The organism is Paraburkholderia fungorum (assembly GCF_900099835.1).
GTDB classification, from domain to species: domain Bacteria; phylum Pseudomonadota; class Gammaproteobacteria; order Burkholderiales; family Burkholderiaceae; genus Paraburkholderia; species Paraburkholderia fungorum_A.
In genome coordinates, this window is record NZ_FNKP01000002.1 from 220,435 (window position 1) to 240,103 (window position 19,669).

Consider the following 19,669-nt stretch of genomic DNA (forward strand, 5'->3'; position numbering starts at 1 on the left):
AAGGCATTAATGCCTTATTCCGCCCGTCACCTCGCCAACCTATTCAAGCGCTGAAGCCGGTCCAAAAAACTCATACCGGCTTTGCGATTCCGGCACGCCAATCGCCTTGAGGTGCTTTTTGATAGCCTTCATGAAAGCAATCGGCCCGAGATAATACACATCGACGTCACGCGTTTCCGGCAACCATTCTCCCAATCTCTTCTCGTCGATATAGCCGACACCGTGCGCATTTGCATCGCCTGTGCGGTGCTGTTCATAGCAATAGAAGCGCTTCAATTGCGGATGATGCGCGGCCAACGCGTCAATCGCATCGCGAAAGGCATGCACGCCGCCATGACGGGCCGCGTGAATAAAATGCACGGCGCGATTGGTTTTCAGCGCAGCTTGAAGCATAGCGAGAGTCGGCGTAATACCGACGCCGCCGCTAATCAGCACCAGCGGCTTATCGTTAGGTTCGAGTTTAAAATCACCGGCCGGCGCAAACAGTTCGACCGCATCGTTTTCATTAACGCGCTCATGCAGATAGTTCGAGACTTTCCCGTTCGGTTCGCGCTTCACGCTAATGCGGTACTCGTGACCATTTGCCATTGCCGAGAGCGAATAATTGCGCCGCACTTCTTCGCCGTCGATCATTAACCGTACGCCGATATATTGCCCCGGATAAAACGCCAGCAACTCGCCGTTGTCGTCCGGACGCAAATAAAACGACATGATCTCTTCGCTTTCCCGCACTTTTCGCGCGACGCGGAAAACCCGCGTACCACGCCATCCGCCCGGCGCTGCTTCTCGCTCCGAATACATCTTCTCTTCGAGTCCGATCAGTAAATCGGCGAGTTGCTGATAAGCAGCGGCCCACGCTTCGATCACCGCATCCGTCGCGATTTCCGCGCCGAGCACTTCGCGGATCGATCTCAGCAGACACTGTCCGACGACCGGATAATGCTCCGGCTGGATATTCAGCGCGACATGCTTGTTGATAATCTGCGAGACGAGTCCGCCAAGCTGTTCGAGTTGATCGATATGGCGCGCGTACATCAGCACGCCGTTGGCCAACGCGCGCGGTTGCGCGCCGCTGGCCTGATTGGCCTGATTGAACAGAGGACGCACTTCGGGATGTTCACTCATGAGCATCTTGTAGAAATGCGTGGTCAGCGCTTCGCCCCCGCTTTCGAGGAGGGGAACCGTGGCTTTGATGATGGCGCGGTGTTCGGCGGTGAGCATGGTGACGTTCCTGTGTGATGGATGAGCAGTCAGCCGGACTGCGGCTGAACGCGTCTATCTATCCATGATTCGTGCCAGGTATAAACTGTAGGTAAATCAACGATCTGGATTCGATAATGGTCGATTCGACCCTGGTCAAAGAGACCAGTAAGGCAGTCAGTTTGACTGCAGAAGCGCTGCTGGATGCTCTCACGCCGCTGATCCTCGACCTGTCGCGCGAGTTGTCCGATCGCGAGCGCTATCGCCGCTTGCTCAGCAGTCTGCGTACGCTGTTTCCCGGCGATGCCGCCGCGTTATTGCGTCTGGAGGGCGACACGCTGGTGCCGCTCGCTATCGACGGCTTGAGCAGCGACACGCTCGGCCGGCGTTTTCGCGTCGGCGATCATCCGCGTTTCGCGCAGCTTTTATCGCGCGCCGAACCCACCCGTTTCGCCGCCGATTCCGATTTGCCCGATCCCTACGACGGCCTCGTGCAAGGTGTCGCCGGCAAACTTCATGTTCACGATTGCCTCGGCTGTCCGCTGTTTATTCGTGGACAACCGTGGGGCCTGCTCACGCTCGACGCACTGGACCCGGCGCGTTTCGATTCGCTCGACATGGCCTCGTTTCGCGCCTTCCTCAGCCTGGCGGCCGCGACCGTCAGCGTCGTGGAGCGCATCGACACGCTCGCGCGCACCGGCGAGGAGGAGCGTCGCCGCGCCGAAGCGTATCGCCAGGCGAGCAGCGGCACGCATCGTGAGTTGATCGGCAGCAGCGATGCTCAAAGTCAGCTGGTCAAGGAAATCGAGGTCGTCGCGGGCAGCGATCTGACCGTGCTGATTACCGGCGAGACGGGCGTCGGCAAGGAGCTTGTGGCCAACGCGATTCACGCGTTGTCGTCGCGCGCGAACAAGCCGTTGATCAGCCTGAACTGCGCGGCATTGCCGGATACGCTGGTCGAGAGCGAACTTTTCGGCCACGTGCGCGGCGCGTTTTCTGGAGCGTCGGCGGATCGGCGCGGCAAATTCGAACTCGCGGATGGCGGCACGATCTTCCTCGATGAAGTCGGTGAGTTGCCGCTCGTCGCGCAGGCAAAACTGCTGCGGGTTCTGCAGAACGGACAACTGCAACGGATCGGCTCCGATAGCGAACACAAGGTCGATGTCAGGCTGATCGCCGCAACGAATCGCGATCTCGCGGAAGAGGTGCGCGCGGGCCGGTTTCGTGCGGACTTTTATCATCGGCTGAGTGTTTATCCGCTACGTGTGCCGCCGTTGCGCGAACGCGGCCGCGATGTGTTGCTGCTGGCCGGGTATTTCCTCGAAGAAAATCGCTCGCGGCTTGGGCTGTTGAGCCTTCGTCTCGCGGCAGATGCGCAGGCTGCGTTGCTGCGCTATTCATGGCCGGGAAATGTGCGTGAACTCGAGCATCTGATCGGCCGCAGCGCGCTCAAGGCACTCGCCGCGAATCGCGAACGCCGGCGCATTCTGACTTTGACCGCCGCCGACTTTGCGTTGTCCGATGCATCGGCATTGATATCGGCGTCGGCTCAGGAAACAGCGGCGGCTGACGGAGCGCAGAACGTGTCGAAGGATTTTCGCAGCGCAGTGACGGAATTCGAGCGAAACATGGTTCTCGATACGCTGGCGCGTCACAACCAGAATTGGGCTGCAGTGGCGCGCGAGCTAGGGCTCGATCGGGCCAACCTGAACCGCCTCGCGAAACGTCTCGGCCTTAAATAAGCTGTGGCGTTTCATTCACAGGCTGTCGAGCGAGCCTTAGGAAAAGCCCGAGGACCGCTGCAAAAATGCGAACTTCGCAGACCGTAGCGCCTCGTTCATAGTACGGTTCAATCAACTCAACAAGCGCATCTGGAGACTTGGCCCATGTCTGCTTCCTCAGAGAAACTCGACGACTGGCTCGACAAGGAAGAGGTGGTGAAAGACGACATCGCTGCTTTTCCGCTGACGGCGATGGCAGCCACGCTTGATTGCGAATCGAGCGGCTCAGCCAACGGCGATACGTTGCCCCCGCTCTGGCACTGGCTGTACTTTCTGCCGGTTTCGCCGATGTCCGATGCCGGTCCAGATGGTCATCCGAAGCGCGGCGGTTTTTTGCCGCCGGTGCCGTTGCCGCGTCGCATGTGGGCCGGCGGCCGGCTGACGTTTCACGCGCCGTTGAAAGTCGGTGAGCAGGCCACGCGCACGTCGACGATTGCGAATATCGAAGACAAAACCGGCCGTTCAGGCCGTCTCGTGTTCGTCACGGTTCAACATACGATCGAAGTCGGCGGAGAACTGAAGCTCGAAGAAGAGCACGACATCGTCTACCGCGATGCATCGCAGGAAGGCGCGCGGCCGCAACAGCCGCAACGCGCGCCGGACGGTGAAACGTGGCAACGCACGATCGACGCGGACGCGGTGATGTTGTTCCGCTACTCGGCGCTGACCTTCAACAGTCATCGCATTCACTACGACTACCCCTATGCCACTCAGGTGGAGGGCTATCCCGGCCTGGTCGTGCATGGTCCGCTGATCGCGACGTTGCTGGTCGAACTCGTGCGCCGCGAGCTTCCCGGCGCGACGTTGCAAAGCTTCGCGTTCAGAGCGTTGCGCCCCACTTTTGCAGGTCAACCGTTCACGGTATGCGGCCGGCTTTCCGCCGATGGCACGACCATCGACCTGTGGGCCAAAGATCACGAGGGTTATCTGACCATGCGGGCTACGGCGGCCATCGCCTGAACCCGGGCGGTAATCGCATGGTCGCAGCGGCCCGATAAACCAGCCGATGCCTCGTTGCTGCGCTTATCGGTCTAACGTCTGCCCCAAATGAGTGCGCGACGCTGTGGAAGTATCAGCAGACGGCGGGTGCCGTCATGCCGTTTTCGCATTCGGCCAGCAGTGACAGCAGCTTGTCCAACGCGAACGGTTTCCTGAGAAAACCTTTCACTGGCAACGATGGGGTTTCGCCGCTGCCACTTGTCAGGATGACGGGCACGGATGCCAGTTCACTTCTCGTCTGCATCGATTCGATCAGCCCGGCGCCGTCCATGTTGGGCATGCGCCAGTCACACACCACGGCGCTTACGCGCGTGCGCTGCAGGCGCTCGAAAGCTTCGGCGCCGTCCGCTGCGGTGGCCACCGTGTAGCCACGGCCGACCAGCACGGCGCGTAGCGCGGACAATGCTTCGGGTTGGTCATCTACCAGTAAAACGCGACTCATATTGCTTATGCCTGAAAAATTCGGTTGGGGTGGCCGTCGCTCATGCGTTGGGCCGCCCTGACAGCGGTGCGGGCGAAATCGCACCGCTTTGTGTCCTGCTGTCGAGCCGCACAATTAAGCAAGTGCTGTGCCTGTTTGTTTTAATCGATATGTTCACGCGCTTTTGCGTGCGAGGATCTGGCGTGTGCGGCCTGTTTGAACGCCGCGCGTGCGGGTCATTCGCCCGGAGTGTGCGCGAATAGCGTACGGGCGCATTCGATACAGCGGCTCACCATTCGCCCAGAGCGAGTCGAAGCTCGCGGTAAGCGGTTCAACCTTTACCGGTAAATGGGGACGAGGCGCGTGAGCTGAGAGGGGCAGTCGATTTTGTGCAGGTGCTCGGCGCGAGCTTCGTCAGGCTGCTGACATCGAGCATGATTCAGGGCGTTCATCATCAGCGTCGCCCGATGTGCTCGAGGCACGTCTGACATTGCGCATCGAGGTGGGTTAATTTCGAAGCCGCGTGCCGGAGTCGGCTGCATTGTGGCAAGGAAGCACAATTCAGATATCCATCGGCCGTGTGAGAGTGATCTATAGGCCGGACGCAAAGCTCAATCTCGAGATCTGCTGCACGCAGTGCAAAGAACCCGCCATCTGTCGCGCGTGCTTTAGCCGACCGGCTGATGTCGCTCTGTCTGAAATACTGCCTTGCGCGGAAGCGGCTGGAATGCCCGATGGCGCTCGCCTAAACTGAAGACTTCATTCCAATCAACGATTGGCCCGCGACCGGACTGCTGACTGCTGCGTCAAGCAGGTCCCGCCGTCGAGACCGATCGATCAGGGCGTACCCATCATGAAGCCATTCAAACCGCTGCTCCTGCTTGGCGCGCTGCTTTGCGCCGCCGCGACCCAATCGGCGCAGGCCAATCCAGACGTGTCGTCCGAACGGGGTCAAGCCGTGACGGCTCAATGCGACTCGGTGAGCTTCGCTTCGGGGTCGCCGGCCAACCGCGCCGCTTGCCGGCGAATCTTTGCCCGCCAGATTCGACCTACTGTGCAAACTTCGCCGTTGACCGCATCGGACTTCAGCTCCTGATTGACGCAGTAATGACGCAATAAAGCAGGATTAAAACGCGCGACACGCTTCGCACAACATGCGCGGCCCGCATGTCGTCTTCACACGTCGCGCGATGTCTCGCTGCTTTGCCGCGTCACCAGCTGAAAGCCGACATCGACCACTTTCGGCTCTGCCGCTCCGGCGTTTTCGTCGGCAGGCGTGTCGAGTTGCGACAGCAACTCTTGAGCGATCCGCAAGCCGATCGACGCGGCATGCGGCTGGATCGTCGTGAGCGGCGGCACGCAGACCTGGCTGAACGGCAAATCGCCGAAACCGGTGACCGCCAGTTGCGCAGGCACGTCGATCCCGCGCCGCTGTGCTTCGAACAACACGCCGAGCGCCATCACGTCGTTGGAACAGGCAATGGCCTGCACATCCGGCATGCCGTCTAACGCAGCGGCCAGGGCTTCGCCGCCGCTGGTCGGCGACGCGCCGCTCTGCAAATCGACGACGAACACGTCCACGCCTTTTCTCGCCAGCCAGTCACGCAGACCGTCGCAACGTTGCCGCGCGCGCAAGTCGCTGGTCATTCGCGCGCCCGCGAAGGCAATCCGCTGCGCGCCCAATTCGTACAGATGCGCGGCCAGCGTCTCGCCAACCGCGCGGTGCGAAAACCCCACCTGCAGATCGAACGGCTCGCCGCCGAGTTCCCACATCTCGGCGACCGGCGCGCGCGCCTGGCGCAACAGCATACGCGTCGCGTCGTCGTGCCGGCAGCCAGTGATCACCAGCGCGGTAGGCGACCACGACAGAAACGTGCGCACCAGTTCGGTTTCGCGGACGGCATCGTAGTCGGTCGCACCGAGCAGCAACTGGTAGCCGTGACGATCGAATTCCTTCTGCATCGCCGCGACGGTTTCCGAAAAGAACGCGTTGCCGAGCGACGGCACTACCACGCCAATCGCGCGAGTGCGGGCGGCCGCCAGGCTGCCGGCGAGCAGGTTGGGCACGTAGCCGAGCACGTCGATAGCCTGCTTGATACGCGGTGCGATGCGCGGCGACACCGCTTCGGGATTGCGCAGGAACAGGGAAACGGAACTGGGCGAGACGCGCGCGCGCGCCGCGACGTCGTCCATCGTCACGCGGTTAGTGCCGCGCCTGACGCGAGGGGAGGCTTTGCTGGTCTGGGACATTCGGCCACATTTCGGGATATGCACTGTGAGTCAGCGCGGTGCGAGCCGGCTATTTTAAACCTCCGCAGCGCAATGAGCTATTCCATCAGTGATAACCCTGATGGCCCTGACAAGAATCACAGCGCTATTATTTCGCAGCGCTGCGATTTTCGCTTAAGGCGAGCAGTCGTGGTTTTTCAGCAGCATCGACCGGCGGTTTTTCGCCCCTCACCGACCCGTTTGCCTAGCCCCGCCCGACTCGCCAGATCATGACCGTTCTCTCCGTCTCCTCCGAATTCCAATGTGTGCTGAACGCCCAGGCCCAGCTTGGCGAATGCCCGCGCTGGGACGAGCGCGAGCAGGTGCTGTACTGGGTCGACATCCTCGAACCCGCGCTGCATCGCTTCGATCCGGCGACGGGTGTCGATACGAAATTCATGCTGCCGGAACACATTGGCTGCTTCTCGTTGTGCGAAGGCGGCGGGTTTATCGCCGGGTTGCGTTCGGGCATCTGGACGCTCGACGAACACGCCCGTCCGCTCGACATGATCGCGTCGAATCCCGAGAATCAGCGCACCAGCCGCTTCAACGACGGCCGTTGCGACGCCGCAGGCCGCTTCTTCGCGGGCACCGTCGACGAACCGAAGGCCGGCGGCAATGCGCATCTTTACCGGCTGGTTGCGTCGGCGCTGGGCGTGTTGAGCAGCGGTCTGATGACGTCGAACGGTCTCGCCTTCAGCCCTGACGGGCGCTGGCTCTATCACTCGGACACGCCGCGCTTCACCGTCTATCGCTCGCCGTACGACGTCGCCACCGGCGCCTGCGGCAAACGCGAAGTCTGGATCGAAGTCCAGCCGACGCAAACCGATCGCGGCCGCCCGGACGGCGCGGCGGTCGACGCAGAAGGCTACTACTGGAGCGCGTTCTACGAAGGCGGCCGGGTCGTGCGTTTTTCCCCGGACGGCGAAATCGACGCGGTCTACCCGCTGCCGGTGCGCTGCCCGACGATGTGCGCGTTCGGCGGCCCCGATCTGCGCACGCTGTACGTCACGAGCGCCCGGTCAGGCCGTCCCGCCGACGAACTCGCCCGCGAGCCGCTGGCCGGCGCGCTCTTCGCGCTGCGCACGGAAGTGCACGGCCTCGTCGAACCCCGCTGGCGCGGCTGATCCGCGTCTTCCATCCTCACCGGTACTTTTCCCATGCTGAATCTGAGAGATCCTGACCTGCTGCGCACGCAATGCCTGATCGGCGGCGAATGGTGTGATGCGCCCGAAGGCGGCACCATCAACGTAACCGATCCGGCCACCGGCGCGTTGCTCGGCACGGTGCCCGCGATGGGCACGCGCGAAACCCGCGAGGCGATCGCCGCCGCGCAGGCGGCCTTGCCGGCCTGGCGCGCCCGCACGGCGCTGGAACGCGCCGGGTTGCTGCGCAAGTGGCACGAGTTGATCCTCGCGAATCAGGAAGACCTCGGTGCGCTGATGACCGCCGAGCAGGGCAAGCCGCTGGCCGAAGCCAGGGGCGAAATTGCGTTTGCCGCGAGTTTTATCGAGTGGTTCGCCGAAGAAGCAAGACGCGTGGATGGCGACGTGCTCGCGTCGCCGTCGAAAGACCGCCGCCTCGTCACGATCAGGCAGCCGGTCGGCGTGTGCGCCGCGATCACGCCGTGGAATTTCCCGGCCGCGATGATCACGCGCAAGGCCGGCCCGGCGCTCGCAGCCGGTTGCACGATGGTGCTGAAGCCCGCGTCGCAAACGCCGTTCACGGCGCTCGCACTCGCCGTACTGGCGCAGCGCGCGGGCATCCCCGCTGGCGTGCTGAACGTCGTGACCGGCGACCCGCAAGCCATCGCCGACGAACTCACGAGCAATCCCATCGTGCGCAAGCTGTCGTTCACCGGATCGACGGCGATCGGCGCGCGGCTGATGGAGCAGGGCGCGCGCAATATCCAGAAGTTGTCGCTCGAACTGGGCGGCAATGCGCCGTTCATCGTGTTCGACGACGCGGACCTCGACGCGGCAGTCGAAGGCGCGTTGATCTCCAAGTACCGCAACGCGGGTCAGACCTGCGTGTGTGCGAACCGTTTTTACGTGCAGGCCGGTGTCTACGACGCATTCGTCGGTAAACTATCGGCCCGCGCGCAAGCGCTGAAGCTCGGCGACGGCCGTGCGCCGGATACGCAGATCGGTCCGCTGATCGACGCCCGCGCGTTGTCGAAAATCACCGCGCTGGTCGACGACGCCCGTTCGCAAGGTGCGAATGTGCTGTGCGGCGGCGAAGCGCTCGCGCTGTCCGCTGACGGCGTCGCGCGTCACTACGCGCCGACGGTGCTCACCGGCGTGACCCCCGGCATGCGGGTCGCGCGCGAGGAAATTTTCGGCCCGGTCGCGCCGGTGATGCGTTTCACCGACGAGCAGGACGTGATCGCACTCGCCAACGACACCGAATTCGGTCTCGCCAGCTACTTCTACACGCGCGACATCGGCCGCGTGTGGCGGGTTGCCGAAGCGCTGGAGTTCGGCATGGTCGGCATCAACACCGGCCTCATTTCAACCGCTGAGGCGCCGTTCGGCGGCGTCAAGCAATCAGGCATTGGCCGCGAGGGTTCGAAGTACGGAATCGACGAATACCTGGAAATGAAATACCTGTGCATGCAGGTCGCCTGACTTCGCGCGTGATGGAAACCGGCACTGTCGCGCGACCAGAAATCGCAGCGCTGCGAAACTGACGCCAGCAAGATTCCGCATCCACGGGACCGGCGTCCGAATCCACCTCAAAGAAGAACACCGAGGAGACGATCATTTTTACGATATTGAGTTTTGCCTTCTTTACCGCGCTGGTGGGATTCGTGTCCTACCTGTTCACGCGCCGCGCGAAAGACGTCGGCGCGCGCGGCTACTTCATGGCAAGCGGCGGACTGACCGGCTGGTTTATCGCCGGGTCGATGATGCTGACCAACCTCTCCGTCGAGCAGATGGTCGGGCTGAACGGCGACGCGTATGCGCACAACCTGTCGGCGATGGCGTGGGAGTGCACGGCGGCGGTCGCCACGGTCGCGCTCGCGATGTTCTTTCTGCCGCGCTATCTGCGCGGTGGGTTTTCGACTTTGCCGCAGTTTCTCGAAGAGCGCTTCGACGCGACCACCCGGCGCGTGGTCAGCGCGCTGTTCGTGGTCGGCTACATGCTCGTGGTGAATCCGTCCGGTCTGTACCTCGGCGCGATCACCTTCAATCAGGTGTTCGGCGTGCAGGCGATGCTCGGCACGTCGTATCCGGTGACGATCACGTTGCTCGTATGGATGTCCGGGATCATCGGTGCGCTGTACGCGATTTTCGGCGGTCTGCGCGCGGTGGCCGTGTCGGACACGATCAACGGCGTGGGCTTGCTGATCGCCGGTTTGATGGTGCCGGTGCTGGGCTTCTACGCGCTCGGTCACGGCGACTTTTTCTCCGGTCTGCATACGGTCGCGACGCAGGCGCCGGAAAAGCTGTCGGCGATCGGCGGCCCGCATGACTCGGTGCCGTTCGGCACGCTGTTCACCGGCATGATCTTCGCGAACCTTTTCTACTGGTGTACGAATCAATCGATCGTGCAGCGGACCTTTGCGGCGAAGAACCTTGCCGAAGGGCAGAAGGGCGTGCTGCTGTCGGGCCTGCTGAAACTGCTGGTGCCGATTGTGATGATGCTGCCCGGCGTGATCGCGTTCCATCTGTATTCGAGCAATCCGCTGAGCCGTCCCGACCTCGCGTATCCGCAACTGGTGGCCGATCTGTTGCCGTGGTGGGCGAAAGGCTTCTTCGTCGCCGTGCTGTTCGGCACCGTGATGAGCCACTTCAACGCAGTGATCAACAGTACCGCCACGCTCGTCGCGTTCGACTTTTATCGCGCGTGGAAACCGGATGCTTCGGACGAGAAACTGATTCGCGTCGGCAAATCGGCGAGCGTCGCGATTGCCGTGGTGTCGCTGCTGATCGCACCGCTGCTGATGTACGCGCCGGACGGCATTTACATGGTGATGCGCCGCTTCACCGGCTTCTTCAACATTCCGATTATCGCCGTGGTGCTGGTGGGTTTCTTCAACAAGAAGATCGAAGCGTTGCCCGCGAAGATCGTGCTGCTGCTGCACGTCATCGTCTACACGTTGCTGATTTTCGTGTTCAAGGTCGACAAGGTGTACGGCATCAACTTCATTCACATCATGGGCATTCTGTTCGTGAGTGAAGTCGCGCTGATGCTCTTGCTCGGCATGCGTTTCCGCCGCGCGGTTCCGTATGAAGCGCAGTTCCGTCAGCACGGCGACCTCACGCCGTGGCGCTTCGCCAGCACGATGAGCGTGCTGCTGATGGCGATGCTGGTGAGTCTGTATCTCACGTTCTCGCCGCTGGGTGTCGCGCGGCAAGGCGGCGTGACGACGCAATACATGGTGTGGATGGCGATTACGTGGTGCGTGGCCGTGGTGCTGATCGCGACGTTGCGCCGGCGTGAATCGGCTGCGCATCGTGGCGTGGAATGGCGTCATGCATCGCCGGAACAGCGGCACTGATTTTTTCGATTTCGAAGCAAGGACGAATGTGATGGACTGGCAGATAGATGCAGACGGCAAGCTGACGCTGCGCGTCGCGAACCGCACGCTGTTCGAACACTCGCCGCAAGCGCCGGCCGTGTTCGTCGGACGCGGTGTGGAAACGGTCGAGATGTATCGCGGCAACTTCGATATCAGCGACTACGTCGAGGAGCGCGTTGCATTGCGAGACGCGCGTCTCACGCAGAATGCGGACGGCAGCGCGCGCATCGAACTCGCGCGTCACGCGGATACCCCGGCGGAACTGGTGATCACCGCGCAGCGCACGGCGAACGGCGTGCATCTCGCGTTGTCCGGCGATGCGTCGCTCAATCGCTTGTGGTGGCGCGTGCCCGCTCAGGCCGACGAACACGTGTGGGGTTGCGGCGAGCAGATGTCGTATTTCGATCTGCGCGGCAGGCACTTTCCGCTGTGGACCTCGGAGCCCGGCGTCGGTCGCGACAAGAGCACGCATCTCACCTGGCAGGCCGACGTGACGTCGAAGTCGGGTGGCGATTACTACCACACCAACTATCCGCAACCCACCTTCGTTTCGTCGCAGAAGTACTGCCTGCATGCGCAAACCACCGCGTATGCGGACTTCGATTTTCGCCATGACGGATGGCACGAATTGCAATTCTGGGCCGTGCCGGAGCGCCTCGAATTCATCGTCGCCGATGACTTCGTCACGCTGGTCGAACGCATTTCGATGCGCTTCGGCCGCCAGCCGACGTTGCCCGACTGGGTGATGAACGGCGCGATTCTCGGCCTCAAAAACGGTCGCGATCACGCGCAGGAAATTTTCGAAGCGAGCCGCGCAGCAGGCGTCGCGGTGAGCGGTTTGTGGTGCGAAGACTGGGCAGGCATTCGCCAGACCTCGTTCGGCAAGCGTCTGTTCTGGGACTGGCGCTGGAACGACACGCGCTATCCCGGTCACGCGGAATGGCTCGCGCAACTGAAGCAGGACGGTGTGCGTTTTCTCGGTTACGTGAACCCGTATCTGTGCAATGACGGCACGCTGTATCAGGAAGCGCTTGCGGCCGACTATCTCGCGAAACACGCGGACGGCAGCCAGTATCTGGTCGATTTCGGTGAGTTCGATTGCGGCGTGGTCGACTTTACGAATCCGGCCGCGGCTCGCTGGTTCGAAGAGCGCGTGATCCGCGGCGAAATGCTCGACCGTGGACTCGACGGCTGGATGGCCGACTTCGGCGAATATCTGCCGACCGATCTGGTGCTCGCCAACGGCGTCGACGCGATGCTGATGCACAACGCGTGGCCGACGCTGTGGGCCGAAGTCAACGCCCGCGCGATTGCCGCAGCGGGACGCACCGGCGACGCACTGTTCTTCATGCGCGCAGGTTATACGGGTGTGCAGGCGCATTGCCCACTGCTGTGGGCCGGCGACCAATCGGTCGACTTCACGCGGCACGACGGCTTGCAGACGGTGATCTGCGGGGCGTTGTCGTCGGGCTTGCTCGGCAACGCGTATCACCACAGCGATATCGGCGGATATACGAGCCTGTTCGGCAATGTGCGCACGCCCGAACTGTTCCAGCGCTGGGCCGAAATGGCCGCGTTCACGCCGGTCATGCGCACGCACGAAGGCAATCGTCCGGCCGAGAATTTCCAGTTCTGGCAGGACGCCGACGTGCTCGCGCATTTCGCGCGCATGACGCGTCTGTTCGTCGCGTTGAAGCCCTACGTACAAGGTCTCATCGACGAAGCCGCGGCGCGCGGTTTGCCGTTGCAGCGTCCGCTGTTCCTGCACTACGAACACGACGCCGCGACCTACGCGATTCAGGACCAGTACCTGTATGGCCGCGATCTGCTGGTCGCGCCCGTGCATGCCGCCGGCGCAACGCAATGGAGCGCGTATCTGCCCTCGGGCGATGCGTGGACGCATCTGTGGAGCGGTGTCGAATACGAAGGCGGTCAGCGCGTGACGGTTGACGCGCCGCTCGGCGAACCGCCGGTCTTCGTTCGACGTGGCGCGACGAATACCGCTCACTGGCTCGATCTGGTCAAGGCGCTCTGATGACCGGTTCGTTCGTCCATCACCTGATGTTCGTCGTCTGCGTCGCGCTCGCGACGTTCACGCAAAGCCTGACCGGCTTCGCGTTCGGACTGGTGCTGCTCGGCCTCGTCGCGGTGTTTCATCTCGCGCCGTTGCCGGTCGCCGCCAACGTTGTCACGGTGATGGTGCTCGCCAACGCCGCGCTGCTCGTGCGCAGCCTGCCGGCTTTGCCGCGCCGCGTGGCAGTGCCCGCGTTCGGCAGCAGTCTGGTCGGCGTCGCGCTCGGCGCGTGCCTGCTCGCGTGGCTGTCGGATAACGCGATCGGCGTGGTGCGTGTCGCGCTCGGCATCGCGATTCTCGCGTGCAGCGTGTTGCTGGTCGTGCAGACGAAGCCGCGTGCGCAACTGTCGTCGCCGGGTGCGTTCGCTTTTTACGGCGTGGTGTCCGGCGTGATGGGCGGCGTATTTGCGAGCGCCGGTCCGCCGATGGTGTTTCACCTTTATCGCCAGCCGCTCGACCGGCTGGTCGTGCGCGACACGCTCGTGCTGGTGTTCGCGGTGAACGCGGTGTTGCGGCTTGGCATCGTGCTGCAGCAAGGCCGTTTCGACGCCGATTCGCTCGCGCTCAGCCTCGAAGCATTGCCGGTCGTGTTGCTGGTGACGTGGCTCGCGCGTCGTTATCCGCCCGCATGGTCGCCTGGCGCGGTGCGCCGCGTCGTCTTCGTGCTGCTCGCGATTGCGGGCGGGAGCCTCGTCGCTCCGGCCGTGACCTCGGCATTCGCGTCGCCGCACGCGCTTTCTCATCAATCTTCTTAAGCCTACGGCTCTCACTATCGTGCCAGACAAGCTCAAACAACTCGCCGATCTGCGCAGCCAGCGCTGGCTCGCTCCCGACGACATGCGTTCGTTCGCGCATCGTCAGCGCCTGCAGCAGATGGGCTTGCGCCGCGAAGAATTCATGACGCGGCCGGTGATCGGCATCGTCAATACGTGGAGCGATCTTTCGCCGTGTCACGCGCATATGCGCGAGCGCGCGGAGGCCGTGAAGCGCGGCATCCTGATGGCGGGCGGCATGCCGTTCGAACTGCCCGCGATGTCGCTCGGCGAGGTCATGGTCAAGCCGACCACGATGATCTACCGCAACCTGCTCGCGATCGAAACCGAGGAACTGCTGCGCTCGCTGCCGATCGACGGCGCGGTGCTGATGGGCGGCTGCGACAAGACTACGCCGGGTTTGCTGATGGGCGCGTTGTCGGCGGATCTGCCGTGCATCTTCGTGCCGGCGGGGCCGATGCTCAGCGATCGTCATCGCGGACAGGTGGTCGGCGCGGGCACGCATACCAAGAAGTTCTGGGACGAATACGTCGCGGGCAATCTGGAGCAGCCCGAATGGATCTCGCTCGAAGCGCGTATGACGCGCGCGCCGGGCACCTGCAACACGATGGGCACGGCGAGCACGATGACCTCCATCGTCGAGGCGATGGGCTTCACGCTGCCCGGCGCGACCAGCATTCCGGCGATGGATTCCGCGCATACACGGATGTGCTCGGCGAGCGGCGAGCGCATTGTCGGCATGGTGTGGGAAGACCTGAAGCCGAGCCGCTTCTTCATTCGCGCGGCGGTCGAGAACGGCATCGTCGCGTATATGGCGTTAGGCGGCTCCACCAACGCGGCCATTCACACGATTGCGATTGCGGGGCGCGGCAATGTCGACCTGACGCTCGATGAGATCGCGCGCGTCGGCGCGAACATTCCGGTGCTGGCCGACGTGTTCCCGTCGGGCGCGCGTCTGATGGAAGACTTCTATTACGCGGGCGGCCTGCCTGCGCTGCTGTCGGAATTGAAGCCGCGTCTGTCGCTCGATTGCATGAGCGTGAACGGCAAGACGCTCGGCGACAACCTCGCGGCGTTCGAAGCGGGCCAGCGTCCGCAGAACGAGGACGCGATTCGTCCGCTGAACAATCCGGTGACCGAAGGCGCGGCGCTCGGCGTGCTGCGCGGCAACCTTGCGCCGTCTGGCGCGGTGATCAAGCCGAGCGCGGCGAGCCCGCATCTGCTGAAGCATCGTGGCCGCGCGCTGGTGTTCGATTCGATCGCGGAAATGAACGCACAGATTCACGCGCCCGATCTCGACGTCGATGCCGACACCGTGCTTGTGTTGCGAGGCGGCGGCCCGATCGGCGCGCCGGGCATGCCCGAGTGGGGCAATCTGCCGATCCCGAAGAAGCTGCTCGCAGCGGGCGTGCGCGACATGCTGCGTATTTCCGATGCACGCATGAGCGGCACGCACTACGGCACCTGCGTGCTGCACGTCGCGCCGGAAGCGGCGGCGGGCGGCCCGCTCGCGCTGATCCGCACCGGCGACATCATCGAGCTCGATGTGGAAGCCGGGCGTCTCGACGTGCTGCTTTCCGTCGAAGAACTGGCGAGCCGCCGCGAAAGCTGGCGCGCTCCGCCGAAGGCACGTCAGCGCGGCTATATCCGCCTCTATGTCGATCACGTCACGCAGGCCGACAAGGGCTGCGACTTCGATTTTCTGGCCGGCTTCGAAGAACCGGTCGAACCGCCCATCTTCTGAATTCACAGCATTCACAGGTTACGTCATGACTCAAAGAATCAAGCAGGACCCCACGCGCAATGCGTTCCGTGATGCGTTGAAAGCACCGGCCGGCACCAGCACGATGCGTGCAAAACCGCTCGGCACATGGTTGATGGCGGGGTCCGCGGCGAGCGCGGAGGCGTTCGGTCATGCAGGCTTCGACTGGCTGCTGATCGACATGGAACACGTGCCGCTCGAATTCACCGACGTGCTGCATCTGTTGCAAGCGGTCGATTGCGGCGGCGCCGCGCCGATCGTGCGTCTGGCGAAAACCGACCCGACGCTCGCCAAGCGCGCGCTCGACATGGGCGCGCCGACGTTGATGTTCCCGTTCGTGCAGAGCGTGGAGGAAGCGCGTGCGGCGGTCGCATCGACCAAGTTCCCGCCGCTCGGAACGCGGGGTTTTGCCGCGATGCATCGCGCTAGCCGCTATGGCACGTGGAGCGAATTCGGCCGGCGTGCGAACGAAGCGACCGCGTGCATCCTGCAACTGGAAACGCCGGAAGCGATTGCGCAACTCGAAGCAATCGCCGCCGTGCCCGGCGTGGATGCGCTGTTCGTCGGGCCGGGCGATCTGTCCGCGGCGATGGGCAAGATCGGCAATCTCGCCGATGCCGACGTGCGTGCGGCGCTGGCCGATTGCGCGCGTCGCGCGAACGCGATCGGCATGCCGATCGGCATCGTCGGACCGACGCCCGCGATGGTGCGCGAGTTCATCGAAATGGGCTACGACTTCGTGGCTATCGCGTCGGACATGGGCATGATGATGCGTCAGGCCAACGCGTTCATCGCCGAACTGACGCAGACGCAAGTCGCCGCCGATGCAGGCGGCCCGTACTGATCATGACGGACGCTCACACCCTGCTCGCATTGACGAGCGACGTCTGGCAGATACGGCTCGCGCCTTCGCTGGGCGGATCGATTATCGATGCGCGGTGGCGCGGCCACGACGTACTCCGGCCGACCACCGACGAGCAACTCGCGTTGAACAACGCGCGCAAGACGGCGTGCTATCCGCTGGTGCCGTTTTCGAATCGTGTGGGCTTCGGCCAGTTCGAGTTCGACGGCGAGAAGCACACGTTGCACGCGAATTTTCCGGGTGAACCGCACGCGGTTCACGGCGTTGGGTTTCAGCGCGCGTGGTACGTCGGCGAGCACAGCGATAGTGCGATCGACATGCATCTGACGCACACGCCTGATCGCTCGTGGCCGTTTGCGTTTGCCGCGCGTCAGCGCATTCGCATCGACGACGACAGGTTGATGCTGACGCTGAGCGTGACCAATCTCGACAAACGTCGTGCGCCTTGCGGTCTCGGCTGGCATCCGTTTTTTCCGCTCGATACCGCCGCTGGAAAAACCCGGCTCGCGACCGAATGGGACGCGATGCTCGTCAGCGGCCCCGATCAGCTGCCGCGTGAGCGGGTCGAGCCGCCCGCATTACCCGCGCTCGACGACACCGTGGTCGATAACTGCTTTACCGGCTGGAACCGCCGCGCGTCGATCGATACGCCGCATCACCACATTCGCGTCGACGCCAGCGACACGCTGCGCTGCATCGTGCTGTTCCGGCCCGAAGGTCAGCCGTTTTTTGCGTTCGAACCCGTCAGTCATCCGAACAATGCGCTGAATGGTATCGAACCGTCGATGCATGTGCTCGAACCCGGCGCGACGCTCGAAGGCGAAATCGCGCTGACGCTCTCGCCCCGCACAACCGATTCTTTAAGGACATCAGCATGAAAGCCTCACGGCCAATCTATCCGGGCCTCGCGGGCCAGGTCGCGTTCATTTCCGGCGGCGCGTCGGGAATCGGCGAGGCGCTTGTCGAAGCGTTCTGGGAGCAGGGCGCGCAGGTCGCGTTCTGCGATATCGACAGTGATGCGGGCAACGCATTGTGCGAGCGACTCGCCGCGACCTCCGCCACCGACACACAGGTCGCGCGTCTGAAGCCATGGTTCGCTGTGTGCGACGTACGCGACATCGACGCCTATCGCGTCGTGCTCGACGACGCAGCGCGCGCACTAGGGCCGATCCGTACGCTGGTCAACAACGCGGGCCGCGATACGCGTCACGCGCTGGACGATCTGTCGGTCGACATGTGGCACGACATGCTCGCCGTGAACCTCACGCATCACGTGTTCGCAACGCAGCGCGTGGCCCCGGGGATGCAGGCGGCCGGCGGCGGTGCGATCGTCAATCTCGGCTCGATTTCGTGGTTGCGCGGGCGTCCCAATCTGATCGGCTATACCGCGTCGAAGGCGGCGATTTCCGGCATCACGCGCACGCTCGCGCGCGAACTTGGTGAGCACGATATTCGCGTGAATGCCGTGCTGCCCGGCGCGGTCGTGACCGAACGGCAGAGCGCGTTGTGGCGCGATGCCGCCGCCGATCAGCAGTTTATCGATCTGCAATGCCTGAAGTTTCGCGTCGAGCCGTCGCATATCGCCGATTCGGTGCTGTTCCTCGCAAGTCCGCAAGCGGCTGCGATCACCGGGCAGAACCTGCTGGTCGATGCGGGGCTCGCGCAGGTGTCGGTAGTGGGCTGAAGGCGGCCTGAAAAGTGAGTGGAAAAGCGGGCTAAAAAGCCCGCCGAAGTTTGTTCGCGTGATTCAAAAAAACAGAAAAAAGACAGCAGTTTGGAGACGCATTGATGACATACGAAAACAGGCAGTCACGGTATCGCACGAAACAGAACGACAAGAGCTTGAGAAAAGGCCTGGCGCTTTATGCCTTCACGGCCGGATGCGCGTTGCTGGGCGCGCACACGGCGCACGCGCAATCGAGCGTCACGCTATACGGTATCGTCGATTCGGCGGTGCAGTACGGCAAGTTCAACAGCACCGTCTCGCCGACCGCGATGGCCGCGAGCGGCAACCTCCAGGCGTCGCGTTTCGGTTTTCGCGGCAGCGAAGATCTGGGGCAGGGGTATCGCGCGAACTTCCAGCTCGAAACGGGCTTTAATACCTACACGGGCGTGGGCGGCGGTTCGACGCTGTTCAACCGGGGCGCGTCGGTCGGCCTGTCGAGCACGCGCTACGGCAGCATCGACGCGGGTGAGTTGTATCTGCCGATTTACTGGGTGTTTCTCGCGTCGGACGTCGCTACGTATGGTCTGTCGAACCCGGCGGCGATCATGTCGCTTCAGCACAGTTCCACGCTCGGCAAGTCGGGCACCGGTGGCTTCTATCCGAATGCAGTGCGTTACCGGACTCCGGCGACACTGGGCGGATTGTCGGCGGAAATCGGTTATTCGTTCGGTTCGCAGAACACATCGGGTCAAACCGTCGACGGACGCAATATCGGCATGAACGTCCAGTACGCGAAGAACGGGCTGCTGCTCGGTTATGGCTTCAATCGCTACCAGTACTACGCGAACACGAGCACGCTGACGGCGTCGTCACAACTGACGCAGGTGGCGACCGCGACGTATCAGATCGGCAATAACGTGATCGGTGCCAACTACGTGTACTCGAAGCGCACCGATGCGACCGCGTGGTTTGCTTCGTCGTTTCTGCTGAACGCGAAAATTCCGGCGGGTCCGGGCGATATCGAAATCGGTGTCGCGCGCCGGATCGAGAACGCCGAGGCGCGCGCGATGGCTTATAACGTCGGCTATGTGTACTACCTGTCGAAGCGCACGCAACTGTACGGCTATGCGTCGATGATCTCGAACAACAGTCACTCGACGCAGGGCTTCGGATTGCTGAACTCGACGTACGCGACCGTGACGCCGGGCTTCGATCCGTGGGTGGTGACGGCGGGGTTGCGGACGTCGTTCTGAAGTGACCATATCGACATGACCATGGAAATCGCGGACCAGTTGCGCTAGTCTCCAGCGTGCGCCGAATTGACCGGCGCTACCGGAC

The 19,669-nt window shown here is 63.0% G+C and carries 15 protein-coding genes; 12 read left to right on the plus strand and 3 right to left on the minus strand.

Translation table 11 applies throughout. The features are described 5' to 3' along the window. Nucleotides 1–39: 39 nt before the first annotated feature. The gene (gene hmpA, locus BLS41_RS17350) at nt 40–1,221 is read right to left on the minus strand and encodes an NO-inducible flavohemoprotein (RefSeq protein WP_074767005.1); all 1,182 of its coding nucleotides are present in this window, start codon (nt 1,219–1,221) and stop codon (nt 40–42) included. Between the two features lie 116 nt (nt 1,222–1,337). Between hmpA and norR the strand changes: the two genes are divergently transcribed. Together norR and BLS41_RS17360 are read left to right on the plus strand one after the other, a co-directional pair. Further along, a complete protein-coding gene (gene norR, locus BLS41_RS17355) occupies nt 1,338–2,942 on the plus strand; it encodes a nitric oxide reductase transcriptional regulator NorR (RefSeq protein ID WP_074767007.1) in 1,605 nt (534 codons plus the stop codon). A gap of 144 nt (nt 2,943–3,086) precedes the next feature. Next, on the plus strand, nt 3,087–3,941 hold the full coding sequence (locus tag BLS41_RS17360; RefSeq protein ID WP_074767009.1) for an HTD2 family dehydratase: 855 nt from the start codon (nt 3,087–3,089) through the stop codon (nt 3,939–3,941). Between the two features lie 112 nt (nt 3,942–4,053). On the opposite strand, the gene BLS41_RS17365 is transcribed toward BLS41_RS17360, so the two are convergent. Then, the gene (locus BLS41_RS17365) at nt 4,054–4,383 is read right to left on the minus strand and encodes a response regulator (protein ID WP_253189693.1); all 330 of its coding nucleotides are present in this window, start codon (nt 4,381–4,383) and stop codon (nt 4,054–4,056) included. A 1,194-nt stretch (nt 4,384–5,577) separates the two neighbouring features. Further along, the gene (locus tag BLS41_RS17375) at nt 5,578–6,651 is read right to left on the minus strand and encodes a LacI family DNA-binding transcriptional regulator (RefSeq protein WP_074767016.1); all 1,074 of its coding nucleotides are present in this window, start codon (nt 6,649–6,651) and stop codon (nt 5,578–5,580) included. 248 nt (nt 6,652–6,899) lie between these two features. Here BLS41_RS17375 and BLS41_RS17380 point away from each other — a divergent pair, with 248 nt between their 5' ends. The 10 genes from BLS41_RS17380 to BLS41_RS17425 all read left to right on the plus strand — a co-directional run bounded on the left by BLS41_RS17380 (nt 6,900) and on the right by BLS41_RS17425 (nt 19,584). Then, nucleotides 6,900–7,796, plus strand: a complete 897-nt coding sequence (locus BLS41_RS17380; protein ID WP_074767018.1) for an SMP-30/gluconolactonase/LRE family protein — start codon at nt 6,900–6,902, stop codon at nt 7,794–7,796. 33 nt (nt 7,797–7,829) lie between these two features. Next, entirely contained in the window at nt 7,830–9,296 is a 1,467-nt protein-coding gene (locus tag BLS41_RS17385; RefSeq protein WP_074767020.1) for an NAD-dependent succinate-semialdehyde dehydrogenase, read from the plus strand. Nucleotides 9,297–9,442: 146 nt separating this feature from the next. After that, a complete protein-coding gene (locus BLS41_RS17390; protein ID WP_216350611.1) occupies nt 9,443–11,173 on the plus strand; it encodes a solute:sodium symporter family transporter in 1,731 nt (576 codons plus the stop codon). Beyond that, nucleotides 11,148–13,229 (plus strand): alpha-glucosidase, encoded by a 2,082-nt coding sequence (locus BLS41_RS17395; protein ID WP_216350612.1) that lies wholly within the window; start codon nt 11,148–11,150, stop codon nt 13,227–13,229. Before BLS41_RS17390 ends, BLS41_RS17395 begins: the two co-directional genes overlap by 26 nt. Beyond that, on the plus strand, nt 13,229–14,023 hold the full coding sequence (locus BLS41_RS17400; protein WP_074767024.1) for a TSUP family transporter: 795 nt from the start codon (nt 13,229–13,231) through the stop codon (nt 14,021–14,023). Before BLS41_RS17395 ends, BLS41_RS17400 begins: the two co-directional genes overlap by 1 nt. Before the next feature lie 19 nt (nt 14,024–14,042). Further along, nucleotides 14,043–15,785, plus strand: a complete 1,743-nt coding sequence (locus tag BLS41_RS17405; RefSeq protein WP_074767026.1) for an IlvD/Edd family dehydratase — start codon at nt 14,043–14,045, stop codon at nt 15,783–15,785. Between the two features lie 25 nt (nt 15,786–15,810). Then, entirely contained in the window at nt 15,811–16,647 is an 837-nt protein-coding gene (locus tag BLS41_RS17410) for an HpcH/HpaI aldolase family protein (RefSeq protein ID WP_253189695.1), read from the plus strand. Nucleotides 16,648–16,649: 2 nt separating this feature from the next. Beyond that, on the plus strand, nt 16,650–17,543 hold the full coding sequence (locus tag BLS41_RS17415; protein ID WP_074767028.1) for an aldose 1-epimerase: 894 nt from the start codon (nt 16,650–16,652) through the stop codon (nt 17,541–17,543). Beyond that, nucleotides 17,540–18,349: an SDR family NAD(P)-dependent oxidoreductase gene (locus BLS41_RS17420; RefSeq protein WP_074767029.1), complete on the plus strand. Its 810-nt coding sequence runs from the start codon at nt 17,540–17,542 to the stop codon at nt 18,347–18,349. The genes BLS41_RS17415 and BLS41_RS17420 overlap by 4 nt, the downstream gene beginning before the upstream one ends. Nucleotides 18,350–18,453: 104 nt before the next feature. After that, nucleotides 18,454–19,584 carry a porin gene (locus tag BLS41_RS17425; RefSeq protein WP_074767031.1) on the plus strand — a complete coding sequence of 377 codons (1,131 nt, stop codon included), beginning with the start codon at nt 18,454–18,456 and terminating at the stop codon, nt 19,582–19,584. Nucleotides 19,585–19,669: the final 85 nt, after the last annotated feature.

Bases quoted from the DNA above. Each gene is read 5' to 3' on its own strand.
- BLS41_RS17385 (WP_074767020.1), top strand. From the start codon at position 7,830: ATGCTGAATCTGAGAGATCCTGACCTGCTGCGCACGCAATGCCTGATC.
- BLS41_RS17395 (WP_216350612.1), top strand. From the start codon at position 11,148: ATGCATCGCCGGAACAGCGGCACTGATTTTTTCGATTTCGAAGCAAGG.
- BLS41_RS17415 (WP_074767028.1), top strand. From the start codon at position 16,650: ATGACGGACGCTCACACCCTGCTCGCATTGACGAGCGACGTCTGGCAG.
- BLS41_RS17400 (WP_074767024.1), top strand. From the start codon at position 13,229: ATGACCGGTTCGTTCGTCCATCACCTGATGTTCGTCGTCTGCGTCGCG.
- BLS41_RS17425 (WP_074767031.1), top strand. From the start codon at position 18,454: ATGACATACGAAAACAGGCAGTCACGGTATCGCACGAAACAGAACGAC.
- hmpA (WP_074767005.1), bottom strand. From the start codon at position 1,221: ATGCTCACCGCCGAACACCGCGCCATCATCAAAGCCACGGTTCCCCTC.
- BLS41_RS17360 (WP_074767009.1), top strand. From the start codon at position 3,087: ATGTCTGCTTCCTCAGAGAAACTCGACGACTGGCTCGACAAGGAAGAG.
- BLS41_RS17380 (WP_074767018.1), top strand. From the start codon at position 6,900: ATGACCGTTCTCTCCGTCTCCTCCGAATTCCAATGTGTGCTGAACGCC.
- BLS41_RS17420 (WP_074767029.1), top strand. From the start codon at position 17,540: ATGAAAGCCTCACGGCCAATCTATCCGGGCCTCGCGGGCCAGGTCGCG.
- BLS41_RS17410 (WP_253189695.1), top strand. From the start codon at position 15,811: ATGACTCAAAGAATCAAGCAGGACCCCACGCGCAATGCGTTCCGTGAT.
- BLS41_RS17375 (WP_074767016.1), bottom strand. From the start codon at position 6,651: ATGTCCCAGACCAGCAAAGCCTCCCCTCGCGTCAGGCGCGGCACTAAC.
- norR (WP_074767007.1), top strand. From the start codon at position 1,338: ATGGTCGATTCGACCCTGGTCAAAGAGACCAGTAAGGCAGTCAGTTTG.